The sequence below is a fragment of the Candidatus Krumholzibacteriota bacterium genome (genome assembly GCA_016931295.1).
Taxonomy (GTDB): domain Bacteria; phylum Krumholzibacteriota; class Krumholzibacteriia; order Krumholzibacteriales; family Krumholzibacteriaceae; genus JAFGEZ01.
Genome location: JAFGEZ010000011.1, coordinates 45,758 through 67,006, shown reverse-complemented (window position 1 = coordinate 67,006; position 21,249 = coordinate 45,758). Strand labels below are relative to the sequence as shown.

Here is a 21,249-nt window from a genome sequence, read left to right as displayed (position 1 = left end):
ACTGCCGCGCGATCCTCGCCGTCGGGCGGAAGGGCGCGGTGGGCGAGGTCTACAACATCGGCGCGGGCGAGGAGCATCCCAACATCGAGATCGCGCGGCGGATCGTCGAGCTGACCGGCGCCGACCCGGCGCTGCTCACCCGCGTCTCCGACCGCCCCGGCCACGACCGCCGCTACGCGCTCGACACGCGCAAGATCAGGCAACTCGGCTGGAAGCCGGCAATCGGCTTCGAGGAGGGTCTCGCCCGGACAATCCGCTGGTACCGACGCAACGAGGACTGGTGGCGCCCCGTGAAGGAGGGCGCCTTCAGGAAGTACTACGCCAGGATGTACCGCGATCGCATCCGGTCGGCAAGGGGCGGGAAGGAGCGGAAGTGAAGGCGATCGTCGTCGTCGGCGCGCGGCCGAATTTCATGAAGGCGGCTCCCATCGTCGGGGAGTTCCGCCGCCGCGGACGGATACGGCCCGTCCTCGTCCACACGGGACAGCACTACGACGAGAACATGTCGAAGGTCTTCTTCGACGATCTCGGCCTTCCCGAGCCGGACATCCACCTCGGCGTCGGTTCCGGCTCCCACGCGATACAGACGGCGAAGATCATGACCGCCTTCGAGAAGGTTGTCCTCGCCGAGCGTCCCGATCTCGTCATCGTCGTCGGCGACGTCAACTCGACGCTGGCCTGCTCGCTCGTGGCGGCGAAGCTGCTCGTCCCTGTCGCCCACGTGGAAGCGGGGCTCAGGAGCTTCGACCTCGAGATGCCCGAGGAGATCAACCGGATGGTCACCGACGTCCTGTCGCGCTGGTGCTTCACCACCTCGCCCGAGGCGGAGATCAACCTGAAGCGCGAGGGGGTGGAAGAGGAACGGATCTTCTTCGTCGGCAACGTCATGATCGATTCCCTCCTCGGCTACCTCGATGCGGCCGGCCGGTCGCCGGTCCTCGGCCGCCTGAAGCTCGAGGAGGGAGGCTACGTACTCGTCACCCTTCACCGCCCGTCGAACGTCGACCGCCCGGAGGTCTTCCGCGGGATACTCGACGCCCTCGTTCGCCTGTCCGGAGAGCGCCCCGTCGTCTTCCCCGTCCACCCGCGCACGCGGGGGACGATCGACGGAGCGACGCCGCCGATGCCCGCGGGGCCGGGGCTGCGACTCGTCGATCCGGTCGGCTACATCGACTTCCTCCGCCTGATGCGCTCGGCGGCCCTCGTCGTCACCGACTCCGGGGGCATCCAGGAGGAGACGACCGTCCTCGGCGTGCCCTGCGTCACCGTGCGGGAGAACACCGAGCGGCCGATCACGATCGAGATGGGGACGAACGTGCTCGCGGGCACCGACGGGCGCCGCGTCCTCGCCGAGGCCGAACGTCTGCTCCGCGAGGGACCGGGCGAGCACCGGATCCCCCCGCTGTGGGACGGCGGAGCCGCGGCCAGGATCGCGGACGTTCTCGAGGCGCGCGTCGCCGGAAAGCGATGACCGACCGACCCGACAACCGCGATTCCTTCGCCGCGGGCTACCTGTGGAGCTTCGGCGCCACGGCCTTCCCGCTCGCCGGCATCTTCGTCGCGTCGCTGATCGTGGCCCGGTGGATGGGCCCCGAGACGATCGGTCTCGTCTCGCTGACGATGGCCGTGGCGACCTTCGTCCTCATCGGCGCGAAGTTCGGGATCGACGGCGCGGCCTCGCGGCTCCTCTCCGAGTACGCCGTCTCGGACCCCGGCCTCGTGCCGGTCCTCGTCCGGTCGAGCCTCGTTCTCCGCGCCCTCTTCACCGTGCCGCTCGCCGCGGGGTCGACCCTCGCGGCGCCCCTGCTCGCGCGGCTGTTCCACGACCCGGCGCTCGTGCCGCTCTTCCAACTCGGCGGCCTCCTGATCGTCTCGGTCTCCCTGAACGAGCTCGTCGCCCTGTTGGTCATCGGGCTCGGGCGGTTCCGCACGCTCTTCTCGATGCGCGCCTCGATGTTCCTGCTCCGCGTCGGGCTCGTCGCGGCGGCGGCCGCCCTGGCCGGAGGCGCCGCCGGCGTGATCGCGGCCTACTGCGCTGCGGCGTTCCTGCCGGGGATCGCCGTCCTCGCGCGGCTGTCCGCCCCGCGGCCGGGCTCCGCGTCCGCAAAGAAACCCCCGGTGATGCGCCGCCTCCTCCATCTGAGCGTGCCGCTCGCGGTGAGCGGCGCGTCGGTCACGATCTACTCGATCCTCGACAAGCTCATGCTCGGCTACTACAGCGGCGCCGAGCCCGTGGGGCTCTACGCCGTCTCGCGCAGCGTCGTCGAGGCGTCGCTCTTCCCGACCTTCGCCCTCGTCATGGCGCTCCGCCCGGCGCTCGCCGCCGCATGGTCCTCCGGCGACCGGCCTCGCTGCGCCGCGCTCGCGCGCGGATCGCTGCGGTCGTCGCTCGTCTACGCCCTCTGCGTCGTCGTCGTCTTCGCCGCGCTCGCCGGGCCGCTCGTGACGGGGCTCTTCACCGAGCGGTTCCTGCCGTCGGCCGGGCTGCTTGTCCTCTTCCTGCCCCTCGTCGTCATGCGGTGTCTCGGCGCGGTGATTCTGCCGGGGCTCGTCGCCGCCGACCGGGCCGGCACGTACGCGCGCCTCACCGTGGCCGGCGCGGCCCTGAACTTCGCGCTCAACGCGGCGCTCATCCCGCGGTTCGGCGCCGGTGGAGCCGTGGCCGCAACGCTCCTCTCCTACATGCCGATCGAGGTTCTCGGGCTCCGGGCCGTGGGACGGGCCTTTCCCGGGCTGTGGCGGCGAGAGGACACGGCGGCGGCCGTCCGAGCGGCAGCCGTCGGCGCGGCGATCGTCATCCTGTACCGGTCGTTCGTTCCCCTGCCCGCCGGGCTGCCGGCAACGATCCTCCATGCCGCGGGCCTGACGGTTTTCTACGCGGCGGGTGTCCTCGTTGCGAAGGTCGTCGCGCCCGGCGAGGCGCGCGCGATCCTTCGCTCGCTCGCACGGCGAGGCAGACCGGCAAACGGCCTTCCCCCGGGCGGCGGCGGACGCCGCGCATGAATGGTGCTTGACAAGCCTCTGCGCTTGGATGAATCTTTAGCCGGAAATCCAAGGAGGAGTGTCTCTTGACTACCGCGGGCCTGATCGTCCCAACGGTCGTTTCCTTCGTCTTCTGCCTCGTGCTGACGCCGCTCGTGCGCGGTATCGCCGTGCGGTGGAAGCTCTGCGACAAGCAGAACGGACGGGGCAGCCGCGACATCGCCCACATCGGCGGCGTGGCGATGATCGGCGCGGTGCTCTTCGCGCTGATCCCCGCCTTCCTCTTCTCCTTGCCCGCGAGCCCGCTCCACCGCGCCTTTCTTCCGGTGCTGATCGGCAGCGGTTTCCTCACCTTCCTGCTCGGCATCATCGACGACCTGCGGAGCCTGCATTACCTCTACAAGCTCTTCTTCCAGATCGCCGTCTCGGTCTTCGTCGCGGCGGCCGGCGTGCCCCTGCTCTCGCATTTCAACTTGATCGATCTTCCCGTGCCCCACGCCATCGGGGCCCTGGCCGCAGCCGCCGTCTGGATGCTGGCGATCACCACGTCGTTCAATCTCATCGACGGCATCGACGGTCTCGCCTCGGGGCTCGCCCTGATCGCCTCGCTCGCCTTCGCCGCGGCCGGGTATCTCTTCGGCAACCACGTGGTCACGGTCCTCGCGCTCGTCGTCTTCGGAACGACGCTGGCCTTTCTCCGGTACAACTTCCCGCCGGCGAGGATATTCATGGGCGACTCGGGATCGCTCTTCCTCGGGCTCCTCTTCGGTTTGATGACCCTCCTCGTGATCGTGCCGGGGGAACGCATCTTCTGGCGCACCGCCGGGTGCGTCGTCATCCTCGGCATTCCGCTCATCGACACGGCCCTCGCGTTCGCCAGGCGGCTGCTCACCCGCCGGCCGGTCTTCGAGGCCGATCTCCGCCACGTGCACCACGTGCTGCTCTACCGCTGCGTCTCGGTGCGGGCCGTCGACGCGATCCTCTGGACGCTCGGCGCGGTCTTCGGTTTGCTCGGCGTCCTCACGATGCGCGGCAGCGTCGCCGCGCTCGCGGCGGCGATCGCGATCGACGTCCTCTTCTTCGTCGTCTCGCTCCACGCGATGGTCCACATCACCCTGCCGATCGAATCGGCCCGCGAGATCCTCGGCAGGAACGGGATCTCCACCTCCCGGCTCGTTCCCCGACGCTGACCGCTTTGCGTTTGTCTTTTACCCGCTGCTGTGCTAGCCTGAGCGCGGTTCGGTGAACGACGACGACCTTCGCGGAAAGAGACACGCACGTGGCACAGCGAAGACGCTTCACCATCGGTTGCACGGACGGGGCATGCTCGCGAGCGAGCCTCGAACGCGCGGTGGACGCCATCCGGGACGCGTCGCCGCGCATCGGGATCGCCGCGCACGGCGAGTGCTCGCGCAGCTTCGCGGCCCTCGCGCAGGCGCTCGTGAAGGGCGGCATCGACGTCGCCGTGGCGGATGCGCGGGAGATACCGGACCGCATGCCCTCCGGGATCGAGATCGCCGCCATTCCGAAGCGGGTGAACCCCTTCGACGTGCTGGTCTCGGCGGGGACGCTCCTCGACGACATCCCCGAGGGCGCGCCGCTCGTCACCGTCTTCGAACACACGCTCGCGCAGGTGCTGTACTACCGGCCCGATCTCGACCACGTCCTCGCGCGCTCGTCGATCGACAGCCTCTTCGACGATCTCGCCGCCGGGCGGATCGCCGGGTTCGTCTGCCCCGCGGCGGACATCGAGGCGGTCAACCTCCAGGAGCACGTGACCGAGGTCTTCACCTCCTCGGTCAGCATGCCCGCGCCGGGCCAGGGGATCGTTGCGCTCCTCGCGCGCGCGGGCGATCGCGACGTCGAGGCATTCGCCGGTCTGATCAACGACACGTCGAGCGTCGCCGAGTACGGAACCGAGCGGATGCTGCTGGCGATGCTTCCCGGGCACGGCCGGTGCCACGTGGGCGTGCTGGCGAACTACGAGGACGAGCAGTTCCACATCGAGGGGTCCCTCACCGCGCCCGACGGAACCGAGCGCGTCGTCGCGTCCGTCTTCGGGATGATCGGCCGCGAAGCGCCCACCGTCGGCGAGCTCGCCGAGGAACTGTCCGCCGCCGGCGGGCAGATGATGAAATCGTACAGGTAGCGGACGAACAATAGATCGGACGGGAACGATGCTCGACCGGAAGATGATACGGAAGGACCCCGAACGGGTCAGGAAGGGCATCGAGCGCAAGGGCGTCGAGTTCGACCTCGACGCGTTCCTTTCGCTCGACGAGCGGCTGCGGGCGCTGATCCGGGAGAACGAGGATCTGAAGGCGGAGCGCAACCGCGTGTCGGACGAGATCTCCGCCATCAAGAAGGAGGGCGGGGACGCCACGGAGATCATCGCGCGCATGAAGGACGCGGCGAACCGCATCAAGGAGCTCGACGCGGAGATGAGGGATCTCTCCGGCGAGCTCGACGACCTCCAGCTCGCCATCCCCAACCTGCCGCACGAATCGGTGCCCGACGGGAACGGTCCGGAGGACAACCCGGTCGTCCGGGAGTGGGGGACGATCACGGAGCATCCGCAGGAGCCGCTGCCGCACTGGGAGATCGCCGAGAAGCTCGGCATCGTCGACCTCGCCGCCGGGGCCGCGATCACCGGGCGCGGGTTCGTCGTCTTCCGCGGCGACGGCGCGCGCCTCGTCAGGGCCCTGATCAACCTGATGCTCGACATGCACGCGGACCAGGGGTACGAGGAGGTGTGGGTGCCCTTCGTCGTCAATCGCGATTGCATGGTCGGCACCGGCCAGCTGCCGAAGATGGAGGAGGACATGTACCTCGTCGAGAAGGACGACCTCTTCCTCGTTCCGACCGCCGAGGTGCCCGTCACCAACCTGTTGCGCGAGCGCATCGTCGACGGCGACCGCCTGCCGATTCGCATGACCGCATACACGCCCTGCTTCCGGCGCGAGGCGGGTTCCTACGGGCAGGACACGCGGGGGTTGATCCGGGTGCACGAGTTCGACAAGGTCGAGATGGTGCGGATCGCGTCCCCCGATGATTCCTACGCGGAGCTGGAGACGCTCCTGGCCGACGCCGCGGCCGTGCTCGAGGCGCTCGAGATCCCCTACCGGGTCATCGAGCTCTGCACGCGGGATCTCTCGTTCGGCGCCGCGAAATGCTACGACATCGAGACGTTCGCGACGGGGGTCGGGAAGTGGCTCGAGGTATCCTCGTGCAGCAACTTCGAGGATTTCCAGGCGCGGCGGGCGAACATCCGCTTCCGGCCCGGGGCGGGAGGGAAGCCCGAATTCGCGCATACGCTCAACGGATCGGGACTCGCCCTGCCGCGCGTGATCGCGACGATACTCGAGAACAACCAGACGCCGACCGGCAAGGTCCGCGTCCCCGCCGCGCTCGTCCCGTACATGCGCGGCCGGGAATTCCTCGAGGCATAGAAGGACATGCGTTCACCGAGAAACCTTCCCTTCCTCCTCAGGGTATACCTCGTCGCCGGCGTTGCCGTCCTCGTGGCCGCGGCGCTCTGGTACAACGGCACGATGATCGGCCGGATGCAGGCGCAGTCGAACGATCTCACGCGCCTCTTCTCGCGCTTCATCGCCATCGAGCTGCGGGACATCCGCGGGGACGATCGCCGCGCCGAGTTCGTCACGCAGGTGCGGAACGCGATCAGCGTTCCCTTCGTCGTCTCGGACATCTCCGGGAGGCCGATGATCTGGAACGGCATCGGCGTGGAACAGGTGGGGGACGACGAATACTTCCGGCTGACGAACTTCGATCCCGACGCCCCGAACGATCCGCTCCTCGAGCGCGTGCTCGAGCGCGCGCGCATGTTCGACCGGATCAACGACCCGATCCGGATCGAGGGGGACGAGGTGAGCCTCGTCCTGCACCACGGGACCTCGCGGCTCCAGCGGGAGCTCGCCGTCGCGCCCTACGTGCAGATCGCCGTGCTCGCCCTCTTCCTCCTCTTCGGGTTCCTCATGTTCCGCGCGCTCAAGCAGAACGAGCAACGGTCCATCTGGGTGGGCATGGCGAAGGAGACGGCGCACCAGCTCGGCACGCCGCTCTCGTCGATCATGGGATGGCTCGCGATGATACAGGAGGAGACGGCGGAGGCCGAGGTCTCCGAAAATGTCCAGACGGCGATGCGGGAGGTCGAGGCCGACGTCGACCGCCTCGTGCGGATCTCGTCGCGGTTCGGCAAGATCGGCTCCGCCCCGAAGCTCGAGTACCACAAGATCGCGCCGATCATCGAGGACACGGTCGACTACTTCGAGCGGCGGCGCCCGTCGCTCCGCATCGGCTCGACGATCTCCGTCGATCTCGAGGAGCTCCCCCTGGTCCGGTGCAGCGCCGACCTGCTCGGCTGGGTTTTCGAGAACCTCGTGAAGAACTCCCTCGACGCGATCGACGGGGAGGGGGGGAGTATCGCCATCGTCGGCAGGATGAACCCGGGCGAGAAACGCGTCGAGATCACCTTCTCGGACAACGGGAAGGGGATGACCGCGAGCCAGCGGAACCGTATCTTCACGCCGGGGTATACTACGAAGAGCCGCGGATGGGGGCTCGGCCTCGCGCTCGTCAGGCGGATCGTCGAGGAGATACACGGGGGTTCGATCCGCGTGACCCATACGCTTCCCGGGAAGGGCACCACCTTCCTCATCACGTTCCCGGTCGACTGACCGCGCCCGAAAGGATCGCCCGTTGAAGAAGACACGGATCATCTGGGTCGACGACGAGATCGACCTGCTCCGCTCGCACGTCATGTTCCTCGAGGGGAAGGGCTACGAGGTGCGCGGCGTTTCGAGCGGCGCCGAGGCGATCGAGCTGCTCTCCTGCGAGCGCTTCGACCTCCTCCTCCTCGACGAGACGATGCCGGGCCGGAGCGGGCTCGAGACGCTCCAGGACATCAAGGAGATCGATCCGAACCTCCCCGTCGTCATGATCACCAAGAACGAGGCCGAGGATCTCATGGAGCAGGCGATCGGCATGAAGATCGACGACTACCTGCTCAAGCCGATCAACCCGCTCCAGATCTATTCGGCGGCGAAGCGGCTCCTCGAGTCGCACCGCATCCAGGAGGGGGCCGCGAGCAAGGACTACCTGCAGGTCTACCGGCGGCTGAGCGACGAGATCGTCGGGCAAGCCGGGCCGGAGGACTGGATCCGCATCCACCAGGAACTCTCCTTCTGGGATCTCGAGTTCGACCGCTTCAGCGACACGGGGCTGGAGCAGACGCACGACGACCTGCGCAGGAACGCAAACATCGAGTTCGGCCGTTTCATCGAGGAGCGCTACGCCGGCTGGGTCAACTCCGACGACCGTCCCCTGCTCAGCGTCGACATCATGAAGCGATTCGTCATCCCGCGGCTGGCCGGGAAGCGGAAGGTCTATTTCATCGTCATCGACTGCATGCGGTTCGACCAGTGGCTCCGCATCGAGGATCTCATCGCTCCCTTCTTCACCGTCGGCCGCGACAGCTACATCTCGATCCTGCCGACGGCGACCCCCTACTCGCGCAACGCCATCTTCGCGGGACTCTTCCCCGACGAGATCGCCAGGCGGCACCCGCAGTGGTGGCTCGAGCGCTCGCGCGACGAGCTGAGCAAGAACCGCTTCGAGAACGAGCTGATGCTCGACCAGCTCAAGCGCCACCATCTCGACGGCCTCTCGACGAAGTACGTGAAGGTCTACGAATCGGAGGAGGCCAACGAGATCCGGAAGCAGGTGAACAGCTACCGGGGGATCGATCTCGTCGCGCTCGTCTTCAACTTCCTCGACATCCTCGCCCACGGACGCAGCCAGAGCGAGATCCTCCAGGAGATCGCGCCCGACGAGGGCGCGTTCCGCTCGCTGATGCGCACGTGGTTCGCGCACTCGGCGCTCTACGACATCCTCCAGCGGATCGCCGACCACGGCGCCTCGGTCGTCATCACGACCGATCACGGCTCGATTCTCGGCAAGAAGGCCTCGCTGGTCCACGGCAACCGCGACACGTCGACGAACCTGCGGTACAAGTTCGGCGAGAACATCAACGGCGATCCGAGGCAGACCCTTCTCGTTCGCCGTCCCGCCGACTTCCGGCTCCCCGCCGAGGGGCCGTCGAAGAACTACATCTTCGCCAAGGAGAACTACTACTTCGTCTACCCGACGAAGTTCCACGAGTACGAGAAGCAGTACCTGGGCACGTTCCAGCACGGCGGCATCTCGCTCGAGGAGATGATCATCCCCGTGATCACCCTCGAGCCGAAGTGAGGGACCGGCGATGACCGGACGTCTTCGCGATCTCGCCGGCGAGAAGGCGACCCGGCGATTCGACAGCGATTCGCCGCGGGCGACCCGGTCGCTCGGCGAACGGATCGGGCGCAGCGTCCCGGCCGGGACGACCGTCTCGCTCGAGGGCGGGCTCGGCGCGGGAAAGACCCTGCTGATGAAGGGGATCTGCGCGGGGCTCGGGGTCGCCGACGAGGTGCTGAGCCCCACCTTCATCCTCGTCGAGGAGTACGAGGGGGAGCTTCCCGTGAAACACTTCGACCTCTACCGGCTCGAGGAGTACGACGAGGTCGAACGGATCGGCCTCTTCGACGTCGTCGACGGCAGGAACGTCGTCGTCGTCGAATGGGGGGACCGTCTTCCCGACGGCGCATTCTCCTTCGACGTCCGCGTGATCGTCGCGGTGACCGGCGAGCGATCGCGCGCGATCTCGATCGACGCGCCCGCGGATCTGCTCGATGCGATCGAGGAGGGGGCGTCATGACCGGCGGGACGTGGATTCTCGCTCTCGACACCTCGCATCCGACCGGCAGCGTCGCCGTCGTCGCGGACGGTGAGATCGCCGGCGAGATCGTCTTCGACGCGAGCGAGACCCATTCGGCGACGCTCATGCCGGCGATCGACGCCTGTCTTTGCGCGTCGAAGCGAACGATCCCCGGCATCGACCTCTTCGCCGTCGTCTCGGGGCCGGGATCCTTCACCGGCCTCAGGATCGGGCTCGCCACGGTCAAGGCCTTCGCCGCGATCAGGCGGCGCCCCGTGGCCGCCGTCGGGAGCCTCGAACTCCTCGCCGCGGCGATCCCCTTCGCGCCGGTTCCCGTCGTGCCGCTGATAGACGCGCGGCGTGGCGAGGTCTACGCCGCCGCATACGACACCGCGGCGGGAACGCCGGCCTCCCTTCTCGATCCGTGCGCCGCGTCCCCGGAGGACGTTTCCGCCCTTCTCGCCGCCTCGGGGATCGCGGGGCCCGTCGTCCTCTGCGGGTCGGGGGCCGTGCGCTACGCCGACCAGCTCCGCGCCGCCCTGCCACCGGGCACCGCGTTCGCCGGCCCGCGGTGGGCCGTGCCGTCGGCGGCCCTGCTCGCCGCGCTCGCCGCGGAGCGCCCCCCCGTGCCCTACGGGGAGCTCGCGGCGCTCGAGCCCGTCTACATCCGGCCGCCGGACGCCAGGCTGCCCCGGCACGCGCCGCTCCGGCCAGGCGGGGACGGCCGGCCGTGAGCGACTGCCTCATCAGGCGCATGACGCGCGACGACCTGCCGCGCCTCCTCGAGATCGAGCGGGAGAGCTTCCCCGTGCCGTGGACGAGGGGGATGTTCCTCGATCAGCTCTCCCAGGGCGCCTTCTCGATCAACGTAGTCTGCGTCTCCGGCGGGCTCGTGACGGGGTACGCGGCCGCGTGGGCGATCTGCGACGAGATACATCTGCTCTCGATCGCCGTCGATCCCCGGAACCGCCGCGCCGGCGCGGGAACGGCGCTGCTCGAGGCGGTGATCGAGGAAGGGCGCCCGGCAGGCGGCCGCATCGTGATGCTCGAGGTGCGCCGCGGCAACGATCCCGCGCGCCGCTTCTACGAGAAGCACGGGTTCAGGACGGTCGGCGAGCGCCCGGGGTACTACCGGGAGACGGGAGAGGACGCCGTGCTGATGGAGAGGATCCTCGATGACTGAGCGGACGTCGATGGGAAGGATGCAGGGCCGGGCGGAGCTCGCCGTCGTCCTCGGCTCCGGCCTCGCCCCGCCCGCCGACGCGGTCGAGATCGAGCAAACGCTCTCCTACGCCGACGTGCCGGGGCTCGAGGAGCCGGCCGTCGAGGGGCACGCGGGCGAGATCCTTCTCCTCAGGATCGGCGGCCGCCGGGTCCTCTTCTTCTCGGGACGCGTCCACCGGTACGAGGGGCGCGCACCAAACGCCGCCGAAAGCGTCGTCGAGGCGGCGGCCTTCTTCGGCTGCCGGCGCGTCCTGCTCACGCAGGCGGCGGGGAGTCTGCGCCGCGGGCTGCCCCCCGGATCGTGGCTGCTCGCCACGGACGTCGTCTTCTTCCCGTTCGGCGGCGCCGTCGCGGGAGACCGCGGCGGCGAACCGATCATCTGCCCCGGGTTCCGGCGCGAGGTGGCCGAGGCGGCGGACGCGGCCGGCGTGCCGGTCAGCTCCGGCGTCCTCTGCTGGACGACCGGCCCCGCGTACGAGACGCCCGCCGAGGCGCGCGCGGCGGCGGCGATCGGCGCCGACGCGGCGACGATGTCGGCGTTGCCCGAGCTTCTCGCCGCCCGGCGGCGCGGCCTGCGTGCCGCCTGTCTCGGCCGGATCACCAATTTCACGGCGAACGTGTCGGGCGAGGAAACGGATCACGGCGACGTGCTGCGCGCCGGGCGGAACGGGGCCGCGGAGCTCCTCCGGGTCGTTTCCCGCATCGCCGCCAGATAATTCTGGCGTCGTCGGCCGTATCGTGGAATGATGGGTCCGGGCAGGGGGGCCGGAAAACACTGGTCGCCTCTCCGGGCAGGTGCTATGTTAAGCGCGGGGCGCGGCCGCGCGTGGCCGCGCGTCCACTCCAGGGGGTGAGCCGGGCATGAACTGGCTGAAACGTGCGAAACAGGGGATCACGACCCTGAAGAAACGCGACATGCCCGACGGGCTCTGGGAGAAGTGTCCCTCCTGCGGCGAGATCCTGTATCGCAAGGAGCTGGAGCGGCAGCAATCCGTCTGCCGTTCGTGCGACCACCACTTCCGCATCACGGCGGAGGAGTACATCGATCTTCTCGCCGACCGCGGGACCTTCATCGAGATCGACCGCGGGCTCGTTTCGGGGGACCCCCTCGATTTCAGGGACAGCAAGCGGTACCGCGACCGGGTGCGCGCGGCGCGCAAGAAGACCGGGCGGAACGACGCCGTCATCACCGGGACGGCCCGGATGAACGACCGCGCCGTCGCCCTCGCCGTCATGGACTTCCGGTTCATGGGGGGGAGCATGGGATCGGTGGTCGGCGAGAAGATCGCGCGCCTGGCGAGGCGCGCCATCGACGAGCAACTGCCCTTCCTCGTCCTGAACGCCTCCGGCGGGGCGCGGATGCAGGAATCGATCCTCTCCCTCATGCAGATGGCGAAGACGTCGGCCGCGATCGCGCGGCTGTCGCGGGCCGGCATCCCGTACATCTCGATCCTCACCGATCCGACGACGGGCGGCGTCGCCGCCTCGTTCGCCTTCCAGGGGGACATCATCATCGCGGAGCCGCGGGCGCTCATCGGGTTCGCCGGGCCGCGCGTCATCAAGGAGACGGTCGGCGAGGAGCTGCCGGAGGGTTTCCAGCGGTCGGAGTTCCTGCTCGAGCACGGCATGATCGACATGATCTGCAGCCGTCGGGAGATCAAGGAGACGGTCGGATTCGTACTCGACAGCCTCTCCCGCTCGGCGGCGAATGTGGAGGAGCAGAGCCGCGAAGATGACCGCGATACCATCTCGATCGTCCGATAGCAGGCGGTTGTTTCCGCACATCGAGTACCTGTTCTCGCTGCAGCCGACTCGCATGAAGCTCGGTCTCGAGAACGTCGCCGCGCTGTTCGAGCTCGTCGGCTCCCCGCAGCGGGCCTTTCCCTCCATCCTCGTCGCCGGCACCAACGGCAAGGGCTCGGTCACGACCTGGATCACCTCGATCCTGCGCCGGGCGGGCCTTCGCACGGGCACCTTCTACTCGCCGCACCTCTTCCGCGTCAACGAGCGCATCCGGCTCGACGGCGCGGAGATCCCCTCGCCCGAGCTGGACCGCCTCGTCGGCCTCCTCGGGACGCATCGCCGGGAGGCGCCCTTCACCTTCTTCGAGGGGCTGACCGCCGCGGCGGCGCTCTGGTTCCGGGAAAAGGGGGTCGACGCGGCCGTCTTCGAGGTGGGACTCGGCGGACGGCTCGACGCCACGAAACTCGTCGAACCGGCGGTCTGCGTCGTCACGGGGATCGCGCGGGACCACGGCGAGCACCTCGGCCGGACCAGGCGGGCGATTCTCGGCGAGAAGCTCGGGATCGTCCGGCAGGGCGCCCCTCTCGTCGCCGAGCTGCCGACGAAGAAACTGCGGGAGCAGGCGGCGCGGCGCTGCCTGGAGCTCGGCGCGCCCTTCCACGACGCGCGGATCGAGGCCCGCACCTGGTCGGCGAGGTCCCGTATCGACGGGATGACCTTCCTCCTCGAGACGCCGGTGCGCGGCTACGGACGCGTCGAAACCCGCATGATCGGCGATCCGCAGGTGCGCAACGCCGCCGTCGCCGTGCGGACCGTCGAGGTCTTCCGCCCGCGGACGGGCGCGCGGGCGATCAGGGAGGGACTCGCGGTTGCCCGCTTTCCCGCGCGGTTCCAGGTGCTGTCCGGCCGGCCGCGCTTCGTTCTCGACGCGTCGCACAACGAGCAATCGCTGCTGGCCTCGCTGCGGACGCTCCGCGGCATGGCGGATCCCGGGCGAACGGTGATACTCTTCGGCGTCATGTCGAACAAGGAGCTCGGGCGGTTCCCGCACGCGGCGCGCGGGGCGGCGCGCGAGATCGTCCTCGTGCCCCTTCCCGGGCCCCGGGGCGCGAACGCCGACCAACTCGCCGGGATGTTCGGGCCCGACACGGGCGGGGGGGCGCGCGTGCGGCACGCGCGCGGCATGCGGGACGCATTCGCCCGGCTCGGCCGGATCGCGCGGGAAGATGACACGATCCTCCTCCTCGGCTCGCACGTGCTGATCGAGGAGGCCGTCGCTTATATCTGAGGGAGGAGATCGCATGCGTACGCTGCTGGGGATCGACATCGGCGGCACCGACATCAAGGTGGGCGTTGTGTCGGCGGCGGGGGAGGTGCGCGCGCGGGGGACGCTGCCGACGCGCGCCGACGAGGGACCCGGCCCCGCCGCCGCCCGGGTGGCCGCCTGGGTCGCGGAGTCCGCCGCCGGGGCGGCGATCGACGCGGCCGGCGTCGGGTGCGCGGGGCTCGTCGACGCCGGCTCGGGGCGGCTCCTCTATTCGCCGAACATGCTCGCGTGGAACGACACGCCCATCGCCGCCCTTTTCGGAAAGGCGCTCTCCTGCCCCGTCTTCGTCGAGAACGACGTGAACTGCGCCGCCTACGGGGAGTACAAGGAGGGGGCGGGCCGCGACGCCTCCCATTTCTTCTGCATCGCGCTCGGCACGGGCGTCGGGGGCGGTTTCGTGGCGGACGGCGCCCTCTACCGGGGCGCGCGCGGCATGGCGTGCGAGATCGGCCACACGATCATCGACATCGACGGGCCGCTGTGCTCCTGCGGCTGTCGCGGTTGCCTCGAGGCGCACGTGGGCGCAGGCGCCATCCTCGATCGGGCGCGGCGCATCCTTCCCGGCGGCAAACTCGCCGGCCGGGACGCGTTCTCGGTGAAGGATCTCGCCGGGGCGGCCGCCGCCGGCGACGAAGCGACCCGGCGCGTGTTCGAGGAGACGGGGCGGTATCTCGGGGTCGGGATCGCCAACGTCGTCCAGCTCTTCGATCCCGATGCGATCGCCCTCGGGGGCGGCGTCATGGGAGCGGGAACGCTGATCCTCGAACCGGCGCGCCGGTCGTTCCGCGAGCACGCGATGAACGAGGCTCTCGCGACGGCCAGGATCGTGCCCGCCGAGCTCGGCAACGCCGCGGCGTTCATCGGCGCCGCCCTTTTGGCGGCCGACCGGGCGTGAGCGGAGAGGGGGAGGAACACCGGACGTGATGTCGAGCGGAAAAACCTGCGCGATCGCGATCCTCATGGCCGTGGCTTTGCCGGCGGCGAACGCGCGCGCGCGCCCCGCTCCCGCCGATTCCGCGCTCTACGAGGTCTCCGCCGGCAAGGTCCGCCTCACCCAGGAGGAGGGCGAACGGGTCGTTTTGCTCGAGGGGGGCGTCCAAATCGATCACCAGACGACGACGATCACCGGCGGCCGCGGCAAGCATTTCCCCGAACGGCGCTACATCGTGCTCGTCGACGGCGTCGAGGGCGTCGACGGCTCGATGCGGATGTGGGGACAGCGCGGCGAGTACTTCGGCGACGAGAACGTCCTCGCCGTCCACGGGGACGTGCGGATGAAGGATCGCGGCTGGGACATCACCGCCGACCGCGCCCGGTACGACCGCAGGCTGCGCATCGTCATCCTCGTCGGGAACGTCGTCATCGCCGATTCCTCCCGGACGATGTACGCGGACAGCGTGCGCTACGACCGCGACGCGGGGCTGGCCGACGCCACCGGGCGCGTCGTGCTCGTGGACCCGGTCGAAAACTACTCGATCTCCGGCCGGCACGCCCGGTTCGACCGCAACGACGACTCGGCCGTCGTCGACGACCGCCCCGTCCTCGCCTTCGACCTCGATTCCACCGACCAGGGCAACGTGACGAGCGAATGGATGCGTTTCCTCGTGGATGAGAACGTCGGCGTCGCCGTCGGCAACGTGATGCTCAAGAAGGGCGAGACGCGCGCCTCGTGCGATTCGGCCGCCGTCCGGGACGACGAGGGCGTCATCGAGCTGCACGGATCGCCCTCGGCGACGAGCGGGAGTTCGGGGATGCGGGGCGAGTGGATGGTCCTGCACTACGACAGCGTCGACGTCCACCGGATCGTGATCCCCTCGAAGGGCCGGCTCACCGAGCGTCCGGGCGAGGACTCGCCGTGGCGGGAAGACTCGTGGATCGAGGGCGATTCGATCGTCATCCATCTCACCGACGAGGCGGTCGACTCGGTGCAGATCGTCGGCGGCGCGCGGGCGATGTACTACCCCTACGAGGGGGAGGCGGGGAAGGTCTCCAACAATTTCGCCGAGGGCGACACGATGTACTTCCGGTTCCGTGGCGACGACCTCTCCTACGTCAGGATCTCGGGAAACGCGAAGGGCGTCTACAATTTCCTCACCCTCGGGCCCGGTGAGACGATCGACAGCACCGCCGCCGCGATCGACTCGGCCCTCGCCTGGAGGAACTTCCGGCTCGCCGCGGACAAGGTCCGCTACAGCGGCCGCCTGATCGAGTACTTCGCCGACACCGAGGACATGAAGCTCGACGGGAGGGCGGTCGTCGACTACGGCAACAAGTCGCTCGAGGCGGCGCATATCGATTTCAACTCGCGGCTGAACGTCCTCGAGGCCACCGGGGAGCCCGTCCTCACCGAGGACGACCAGAAGATGTACGGCGACCGGATGGGATACGACATGGAGGGGGAGGGGGGCGTCGTCGTCGACGGATCGACGCGCTACGAGGAGGGCTTCTACCGGGGCGAGCACATCTTCAAGGAGGGGCAGGACGTCCTCAAGGTCTACCGGTCGGTCTACACGACGTGCGACCACGAGCATCCCCACTACTCGCTGCGCGCGGCGAAGATGAAGGTCTACCTGCGCGACAAGATCGTCTCCGGGCCGATCTATCTCTACATCGGCGAGATGCCGGTCTTCTACCTTCCGTACATGGCGAACTCGCTCCGCCACGACCGGCACTCCGGGCTGCTCCGGCCGAATTTCGACATCGGCATCAACAGCAGGGACGGCCGCTTCATCCGCGGGCTCGGCTACTACTGGGCCACGAACGACTACACCGATTTCACGGTGACGACCGACTTCAACGAGTACCAGAACTTCCGCGTCCAGGTGGACAACCGCTACAAGATCAGGTACCTCCTCGACGGGAACGTCCGGTTCAACTACCTGCGCGATCTCGACGACTACTCCAACCAGTGGACCCTGAGCTCGACGCACAACCAGACGTTCGGGAAGACGGCCTCCTTCAACAGCAGCCTGCGCTTCGTCTCGAGCGACGGGGCGCAGCAGTCGCTCCACCAGGCGGACGACGTCGAGCGCTTCGTCGATCGCCGCATCTACTCGAGCGCGACCTTCCGGAAGAACTGGGGGGAGACGAGGCTCTCCCTCTCCGGGAGCCGCGACCAGACGCTCAACGTGACGACCCCGACGCAGACGAGCCTCAACATGACCCTGCCGAGCCTCTCGCTCACCCTGCCGAGGACGAGCCTGTGGTTCGGCGAGAAGCACCCGGAGGGACAGCGCGGTCTCTGGGAGCGCTTTCTCGGCGGCTTCACCTTCTCGCCCAACCTGAAGGCGACCCGGCAGGTCACCGAGAGCGACGCGCGCGAGAAGTCGACGCTGACGGCGAGCTCCGGGGTTTCGTTCGGTCGCCAGCTCAAGCTGTCCTTCCTCAACCTCTCGCCGTCGGTCTCGACGAGCTGGTCGTACTTCGAGACCCTCTACGACCGCGTGGACACCGCCTACGTCGATCCGGCGTCGGTCGTCTCGAGCGCCGACCGCAACGAGTTCTCCATGCGCTTCGCCACCGGCGTCGGCACCTCCCTCTACGGCACGTTCTACCCGAAGATCGGGCCCCTCGTGGGGATCCGCCATACGTTCAACCCGACGGCCACGTATTCCTTCACCCCGAAGCTGACCGAGAACCAGCGGGAGAGCCAGGGCGTCTCCTACTCGGTGAGGAACGTCGTCGAGATGAAGATCTTGCGCGGCGGGCAGGAGCGGAAGCAGAAGCTCTTCAACTGGGACGTCAACGGCTCCTACAATCCGAAGGCCACCGAGCGGCCCTTCTCGGACGTCTCCAGCTCCTTCTCCTCGGGGCTGGGCCGGCTCGCCACCTTCCGCATGAGCAACACCTACGACCCCTACGAGGGGAAGATCTCGTCGACGACGATCTCGCTGGGATCGAGCCTCTCGCTCGGCGGCTCCTTCACCTACCCGGGCGGCTGGAAGAAACGGGATGTCGAGAAGATCGCCGCGGCGCGCGACGCGGCGCCCGACGCGCCGGACAGCGCGGCCGCCGACCGGGACATCGACGAGCTCCGCGACCTCGACCTCTCCGGGCCGGTCACGCCGGGCAAGCCGGGCTCCTGGTCGATGAACCTGAACTACAGCCTCTCCAGGAGCGGCATGGGCGACTACCAACGCGTCACGAGCCAGTTCGACGTCACCGGCAAGGTCCAGCTCACCGAAAACTGGGCGGTCCGCTACAGCGCGTACTACGACGTGGAGGAGCGGAACTTCACGAGCCAGATGTACACGATCGACCGCGACCTGCACTGCTGGCGCGCGAGTTTCATCCATCGCCGCTTCGGCGACGACTGGAGCTACTACTTCCAGATCGCCATAAAAGCCCACCCGGACATCATGTACGAGCGCGGCAACCGCGGGCTGCAGGGTGGCTTCTCCTTCTGATCGACGCGCGCCCCCGGCCCGGGCGCACCGTCCGGGTTCGGCGTCCCGGGCGGCGGCGGGTCGGCCGGCGGCCTCCGGAACGTTCCGTCGCCGAGGTGGCGGGGAGACGAAAAATGTTGGACGGACGGGAAGAAATCGGTACAAAAGTGTTGACAGCATTCTGAGGCGGTCGCTACTGTCATCACGAATTGCCATTCCATGGAAAAGGAGGTGACACGATGAACAAGACAGAGATGATCGAGAGGGTCGCCAAGAAGACGGGTCTCACGATGAAGGATTCCCGTGCCGTTGTCGACGCAATCTTCAGCACGGCTCCCCGGCAGGGCATCGTCGCGACGGAGCTGGACGCCGGACGGAAGGTGCAGATCACCGGTTTCGGCACGTTCCAGACGCGCAAGCGCAAGAAGCGCAAGGGTCGCAATCCGCAGACGGGAGAGACCATCACCATCCCCGCGACCAAGTTCCCCGCCTTCACGGCAGGCAAGGCTCTCAAGAGCCGCGTCGCCAAGTGAGGGAGGCATACGCGATATACGGGGGCGAAGATGTTGAACCGTCTTCGCCCCTTTCCTATATTGGAGCATGCAATCCTTTCGACGATGGAGTCGTCTCATGCGAACCGGCATTCTCGGCGCCGCTCTCGTTCTGCTCGCACTCGCGGCGGGCGCGTGCGACAGCCGCCGCGGCGAGCTGACGATCCTCTTCACCAGCGACGTGCAGGGCCGTCTCGGCCCGGCCGGGTGAGGGGACAACGCCTTCGGCGGCGTGGCCCGGCGGGCCACCGCGATCGCGAACGAGCGGAGATCCGACGAGGAACTCCTCCTTTTCTCGGCGGGCGATTTCTACGGCCGGCCGGGGATCCTCAACATGTACCGCAGCCGGTTCATCGCCGAACGGATGCGGCTCTGGGGGTATGACGCCGTCGCGGTCGGCGAGCGGGAGCTGGCGCACGAGCTCCGCGCGCTCAAGGCGGACGCCGACGAGGGGCTTCCCGTCATCTGCGCCAACCTGACCGCCGCGGGCGAGGCGGTCTTCCCGCCCTGGGTCGTGAAGAAGAGCCACGGTTTGACGGTCGGCGTGTTCGCCCTCCTCGACGTCGATCCCCCCTCGGGGAGTCTCGTCGAGATCGGCGACCCCGTCGAGGCGGGGCGGAAGGCGATCCGCGCGTTGCGCGACGAGCGGGATTGCGACGTCGTCATCCTTTTGGCTCACATGGAGCGCTCGCGTCTCGTCGATTTGATGCCCTCGCTCGACGGGATCGATCTCGTGATCCGCGGGCACGTCTCGCGCGACGGGCAACCGGCCGACGACTGCGCCGACACGACCGGCGGATCCTTCGAGGAGATCGGCGTGCCGGTGCTCTCGGCGGGCGACCGCGGACGGGCGCTGGGCAGGGTCTCCTTCCGCCCCGATGCGGGGAGCGTCTCCGCCGCGCTCGTCCACCTCGACGCCTCCGTCCCCGACGACGAGGAGACGGCCGCCGCACTGCGGGCCTTCTACGCGCTCGAGGCGCGCCGACGACGCGAGCATCGTCTCGAGGACCTGCTGGCCCGCGACGATGTCACCGGCAAGATCCGCGAGCGGTACATCGGCTACGAGACCTGCGTGCGCTGCCATGCCGACCTGCTCGCGCCCTTCATCGGGGGGCGTCACTTCCGGGCGTTCCATACGCTCGAGCTGCAGGGCGTCGAGGGGCAGCCGAAGTGTCTCGCCTGCCACACCACCGGCTACGGGCGTTTCAGCGGCTACGATCCTGTCGCGGAAGCCAACCGCGATTACACGCTGCGCGGCGTCCAGTGCGAGGCGTGCCACGGCGCGGGGACGCGCCACACGCGCGACGGGGCGTACGTGGAGGCGGCGCGCACATCCTGCCGCGCCTGCCATACCGACGCGTACAGCCCCGACTTCGATTTCGAGACCTACTGGAGCCGCGGGGGGCACGGTCCCTCCCGGCCCGATACGCTCCGGGCGGAGGCGCGGCCGTGAGGCTGCGCGCGGCCGCCGGGCCGCTCGCCGTTGTTCTGCTCGCCGCGGGCGCCGCGGCGGCCGGCTCGATCGATTTCCTCGTGCCGGGCGTCTCGCTGGCCGCGGTCGATTTCGAGCCGGGGGCGCGCGTCTCCTATTTCATCGTTTCCGAGGCCTTCGGCGTGGCCGACACCTCGCTCGTCGATCTCGCCGTCATCGAGCACGCCGGGGGCAAGGTCCTGCTCGAGGTCGCCTCGTCGCCGTGGCCGCGGACCGACGAGGAGACCTTCACGGTCAGGCTGCGGCTCGACGACCGGGTGCGCGGGATCTTCTCGCCGGAGGAGTTCGGCGGATGCGTCAGGGAGATCCTCGTGCGCGACGGCCTCGAGCCCTTCCGCGAGCCGGCGGAGGAGGAGATCGAGGATCTCGACATCGACCGGATCTTCATCCGCTCGCGCGAGGGGGGAGAGGAACGCCTCCTCGGCGAGGAGAGCGTCGAGACGCCGGCCGGTTTCTTCTCCTGCGACAAGAGCGAGACGATCGACTCCGTCGTCCGGCCCGTCACGATCGGCGGGATCCAGGCGGAGCGGGTGGAATCGGAACGGACCGTCCTCTGGCGCTCGGCGACGGTCCCCTTCTGGGGACTCGTGCGGAGCCGCGTGGAGCGGGCCTCGACGACGAAGATCCCCGGCGGCGGCGGTCCGGCGCCGCGCACCTCGGTGACCGAATCGATCCTCCGCGAGAGCTCGCGCCGCCCGGCGTCCCGGTGACCGGATCGATCCTCAGGCGATAATTCGGTTTGCAGTACGGCCTCCGCGGCCGTATTTTTCCAT

Annotated in this window: 19 protein-coding genes; all 19 read left to right on the top strand. The window is 68.8% G+C overall.

What is annotated here, in order from left to right:
• A partial coding sequence (locus tag JW876_03520) for a GDP-mannose 4,6-dehydratase (protein MBN1884581.1) occupies positions 1–377 on the top strand: 377 nt, incomplete at its 5' end.
• Positions 374–1,471 (top strand): UDP-N-acetylglucosamine 2-epimerase (non-hydrolyzing), encoded by a 1,098-nt coding sequence (gene wecB / locus JW876_03515; GenBank protein ID MBN1884580.1) that lies wholly within the window; start codon positions 374–376, stop codon positions 1,469–1,471. The genes JW876_03520 and wecB, both read left to right, overlap by 4 nt.
• Positions 1,468–3,003, top strand: a complete 1,536-nt coding sequence (locus tag JW876_03510) for an oligosaccharide flippase family protein (GenBank protein MBN1884579.1) — start codon at positions 1,468–1,470, stop codon at positions 3,001–3,003. Before wecB ends, JW876_03510 begins: the two co-directional genes overlap by 4 nt.
• A 65-nt stretch (positions 3,004–3,068) precedes the next feature.
• A complete protein-coding gene (locus tag JW876_03505) occupies positions 3,069–4,172 on the top strand; it encodes an undecaprenyl/decaprenyl-phosphate alpha-N-acetylglucosaminyl 1-phosphate transferase (protein MBN1884578.1) in 1,104 nt (367 codons plus the stop codon).
• A gap of 89 nt (positions 4,173–4,261) precedes the next feature.
• Entirely contained in the window at positions 4,262–5,131 is an 870-nt protein-coding gene (locus JW876_03500) for a hypothetical protein (protein ID MBN1884577.1), read from the top strand.
• Between the two features lie 28 nt (positions 5,132–5,159).
• Positions 5,160–6,431 carry a serine--tRNA ligase gene (gene serS, locus JW876_03495; protein MBN1884576.1) on the top strand — a complete coding sequence of 424 codons (1,272 nt, stop codon included), beginning with the start codon at positions 5,160–5,162 and terminating at the stop codon, positions 6,429–6,431.
• A 6-nt stretch (positions 6,432–6,437) separates the two neighbouring features.
• Complete coding sequence (locus JW876_03490) at positions 6,438–7,679, top strand: HAMP domain-containing histidine kinase (protein MBN1884575.1); 1,242 nt, start codon at positions 6,438–6,440, stop codon at positions 7,677–7,679.
• A 22-nt stretch (positions 7,680–7,701) separates the two neighbouring features.
• Positions 7,702–9,252: a PglZ domain-containing protein gene (locus JW876_03485; GenBank protein MBN1884574.1), complete on the top strand. Its 1,551-nt coding sequence runs from the start codon at positions 7,702–7,704 to the stop codon at positions 9,250–9,252.
• Positions 9,253–9,262: 10 nt separating this feature from the next.
• Complete coding sequence (gene tsaE / locus JW876_03480; GenBank protein MBN1884573.1) at positions 9,263–9,754, top strand: tRNA (adenosine(37)-N6)-threonylcarbamoyltransferase complex ATPase subunit type 1 TsaE; 492 nt, start codon at positions 9,263–9,265, stop codon at positions 9,752–9,754.
• A complete protein-coding gene (tsaB, locus tag JW876_03475) occupies positions 9,751–10,488 on the top strand; it encodes a tRNA (adenosine(37)-N6)-threonylcarbamoyltransferase complex dimerization subunit type 1 TsaB (GenBank protein MBN1884572.1) in 738 nt (245 codons plus the stop codon). Before tsaE ends, tsaB begins: the two co-directional genes overlap by 4 nt.
• Positions 10,485–10,937, top strand: coding sequence for a ribosomal protein S18-alanine N-acetyltransferase (rimI, locus tag JW876_03470; GenBank protein MBN1884571.1), 453 nt, complete (start codon positions 10,485–10,487; stop codon positions 10,935–10,937). Before tsaB ends, rimI begins: the two co-directional genes overlap by 4 nt.
• Complete coding sequence (locus JW876_03465) at positions 10,930–11,694, top strand: purine-nucleoside phosphorylase (GenBank protein ID MBN1884570.1); 765 nt, start codon at positions 10,930–10,932, stop codon at positions 11,692–11,694. Before rimI ends, JW876_03465 begins: the two co-directional genes overlap by 8 nt.
• A gap of 145 nt (positions 11,695–11,839) precedes the next feature.
• Entirely contained in the window at positions 11,840–12,742 is a 903-nt protein-coding gene (locus JW876_03460; GenBank protein ID MBN1884569.1) for an acetyl-CoA carboxylase carboxyltransferase subunit beta, read from the top strand.
• A 7-nt stretch (positions 12,743–12,749) separates the two neighbouring features.
• On the top strand, positions 12,750–14,009 hold the full coding sequence (locus JW876_03455; GenBank protein MBN1884568.1) for a hypothetical protein: 1,260 nt from the start codon (positions 12,750–12,752) through the stop codon (positions 14,007–14,009).
• Between the two features lie 13 nt (positions 14,010–14,022).
• Positions 14,023–14,943 (top strand): ROK family protein, encoded by a 921-nt coding sequence (locus tag JW876_03450; GenBank protein MBN1884567.1) that lies wholly within the window; start codon positions 14,023–14,025, stop codon positions 14,941–14,943.
• A 28-nt stretch (positions 14,944–14,971) separates the two neighbouring features.
• On the top strand, positions 14,972–18,454 hold the full coding sequence (locus JW876_03445; GenBank protein ID MBN1884566.1) for a hypothetical protein: 3,483 nt from the start codon (positions 14,972–14,974) through the stop codon (positions 18,452–18,454).
• 218 nt (positions 18,455–18,672) lie between these two features.
• The gene (locus tag JW876_03440) at positions 18,673–18,966 is read left to right on the top strand and encodes an HU family DNA-binding protein (GenBank protein ID MBN1884565.1); all 294 of its coding nucleotides are present in this window, start codon (positions 18,673–18,675) and stop codon (positions 18,964–18,966) included.
• A 250-nt stretch (positions 18,967–19,216) separates the two neighbouring features.
• Positions 19,217–20,437: a hypothetical protein gene (locus JW876_03435; protein MBN1884564.1), complete on the top strand. Its 1,221-nt coding sequence runs from the start codon at positions 19,217–19,219 to the stop codon at positions 20,435–20,437.
• Positions 20,434–21,186, top strand: coding sequence for a hypothetical protein (locus JW876_03430; protein MBN1884563.1), 753 nt, complete (start codon positions 20,434–20,436; stop codon positions 21,184–21,186). Before JW876_03435 ends, JW876_03430 begins: the two co-directional genes overlap by 4 nt.
• Positions 21,187–21,249: the final 63 nt, after the last annotated feature.

Bases quoted from the DNA above. Each gene is read 5' to 3' on its own strand.
- JW876_03510 (MBN1884579.1), top strand. From the start codon at position 1,468: ATGACCGACCGACCCGACAACCGCGATTCCTTCGCCGCGGGCTACCTG.
- serS (MBN1884576.1), top strand. From the start codon at position 5,160: ATGCTCGACCGGAAGATGATACGGAAGGACCCCGAACGGGTCAGGAAG.
- JW876_03490 (MBN1884575.1), top strand. From the start codon at position 6,438: ATGCGTTCACCGAGAAACCTTCCCTTCCTCCTCAGGGTATACCTCGTC.
- tsaE (MBN1884573.1), top strand. From the start codon at position 9,263: ATGACCGGACGTCTTCGCGATCTCGCCGGCGAGAAGGCGACCCGGCGA.
- tsaB (MBN1884572.1), top strand. From the start codon at position 9,751: ATGACCGGCGGGACGTGGATTCTCGCTCTCGACACCTCGCATCCGACC.
- JW876_03465 (MBN1884570.1), top strand. From the start codon at position 10,930: ATGACTGAGCGGACGTCGATGGGAAGGATGCAGGGCCGGGCGGAGCTC.
- JW876_03460 (MBN1884569.1), top strand. From the start codon at position 11,840: ATGAACTGGCTGAAACGTGCGAAACAGGGGATCACGACCCTGAAGAAA.
- JW876_03450 (MBN1884567.1), top strand. From the start codon at position 14,023: ATGCGTACGCTGCTGGGGATCGACATCGGCGGCACCGACATCAAGGTG.
- JW876_03445 (MBN1884566.1), top strand. From the start codon at position 14,972: ATGTCGAGCGGAAAAACCTGCGCGATCGCGATCCTCATGGCCGTGGCT.
- JW876_03440 (MBN1884565.1), top strand. From the start codon at position 18,673: ATGAACAAGACAGAGATGATCGAGAGGGTCGCCAAGAAGACGGGTCTC.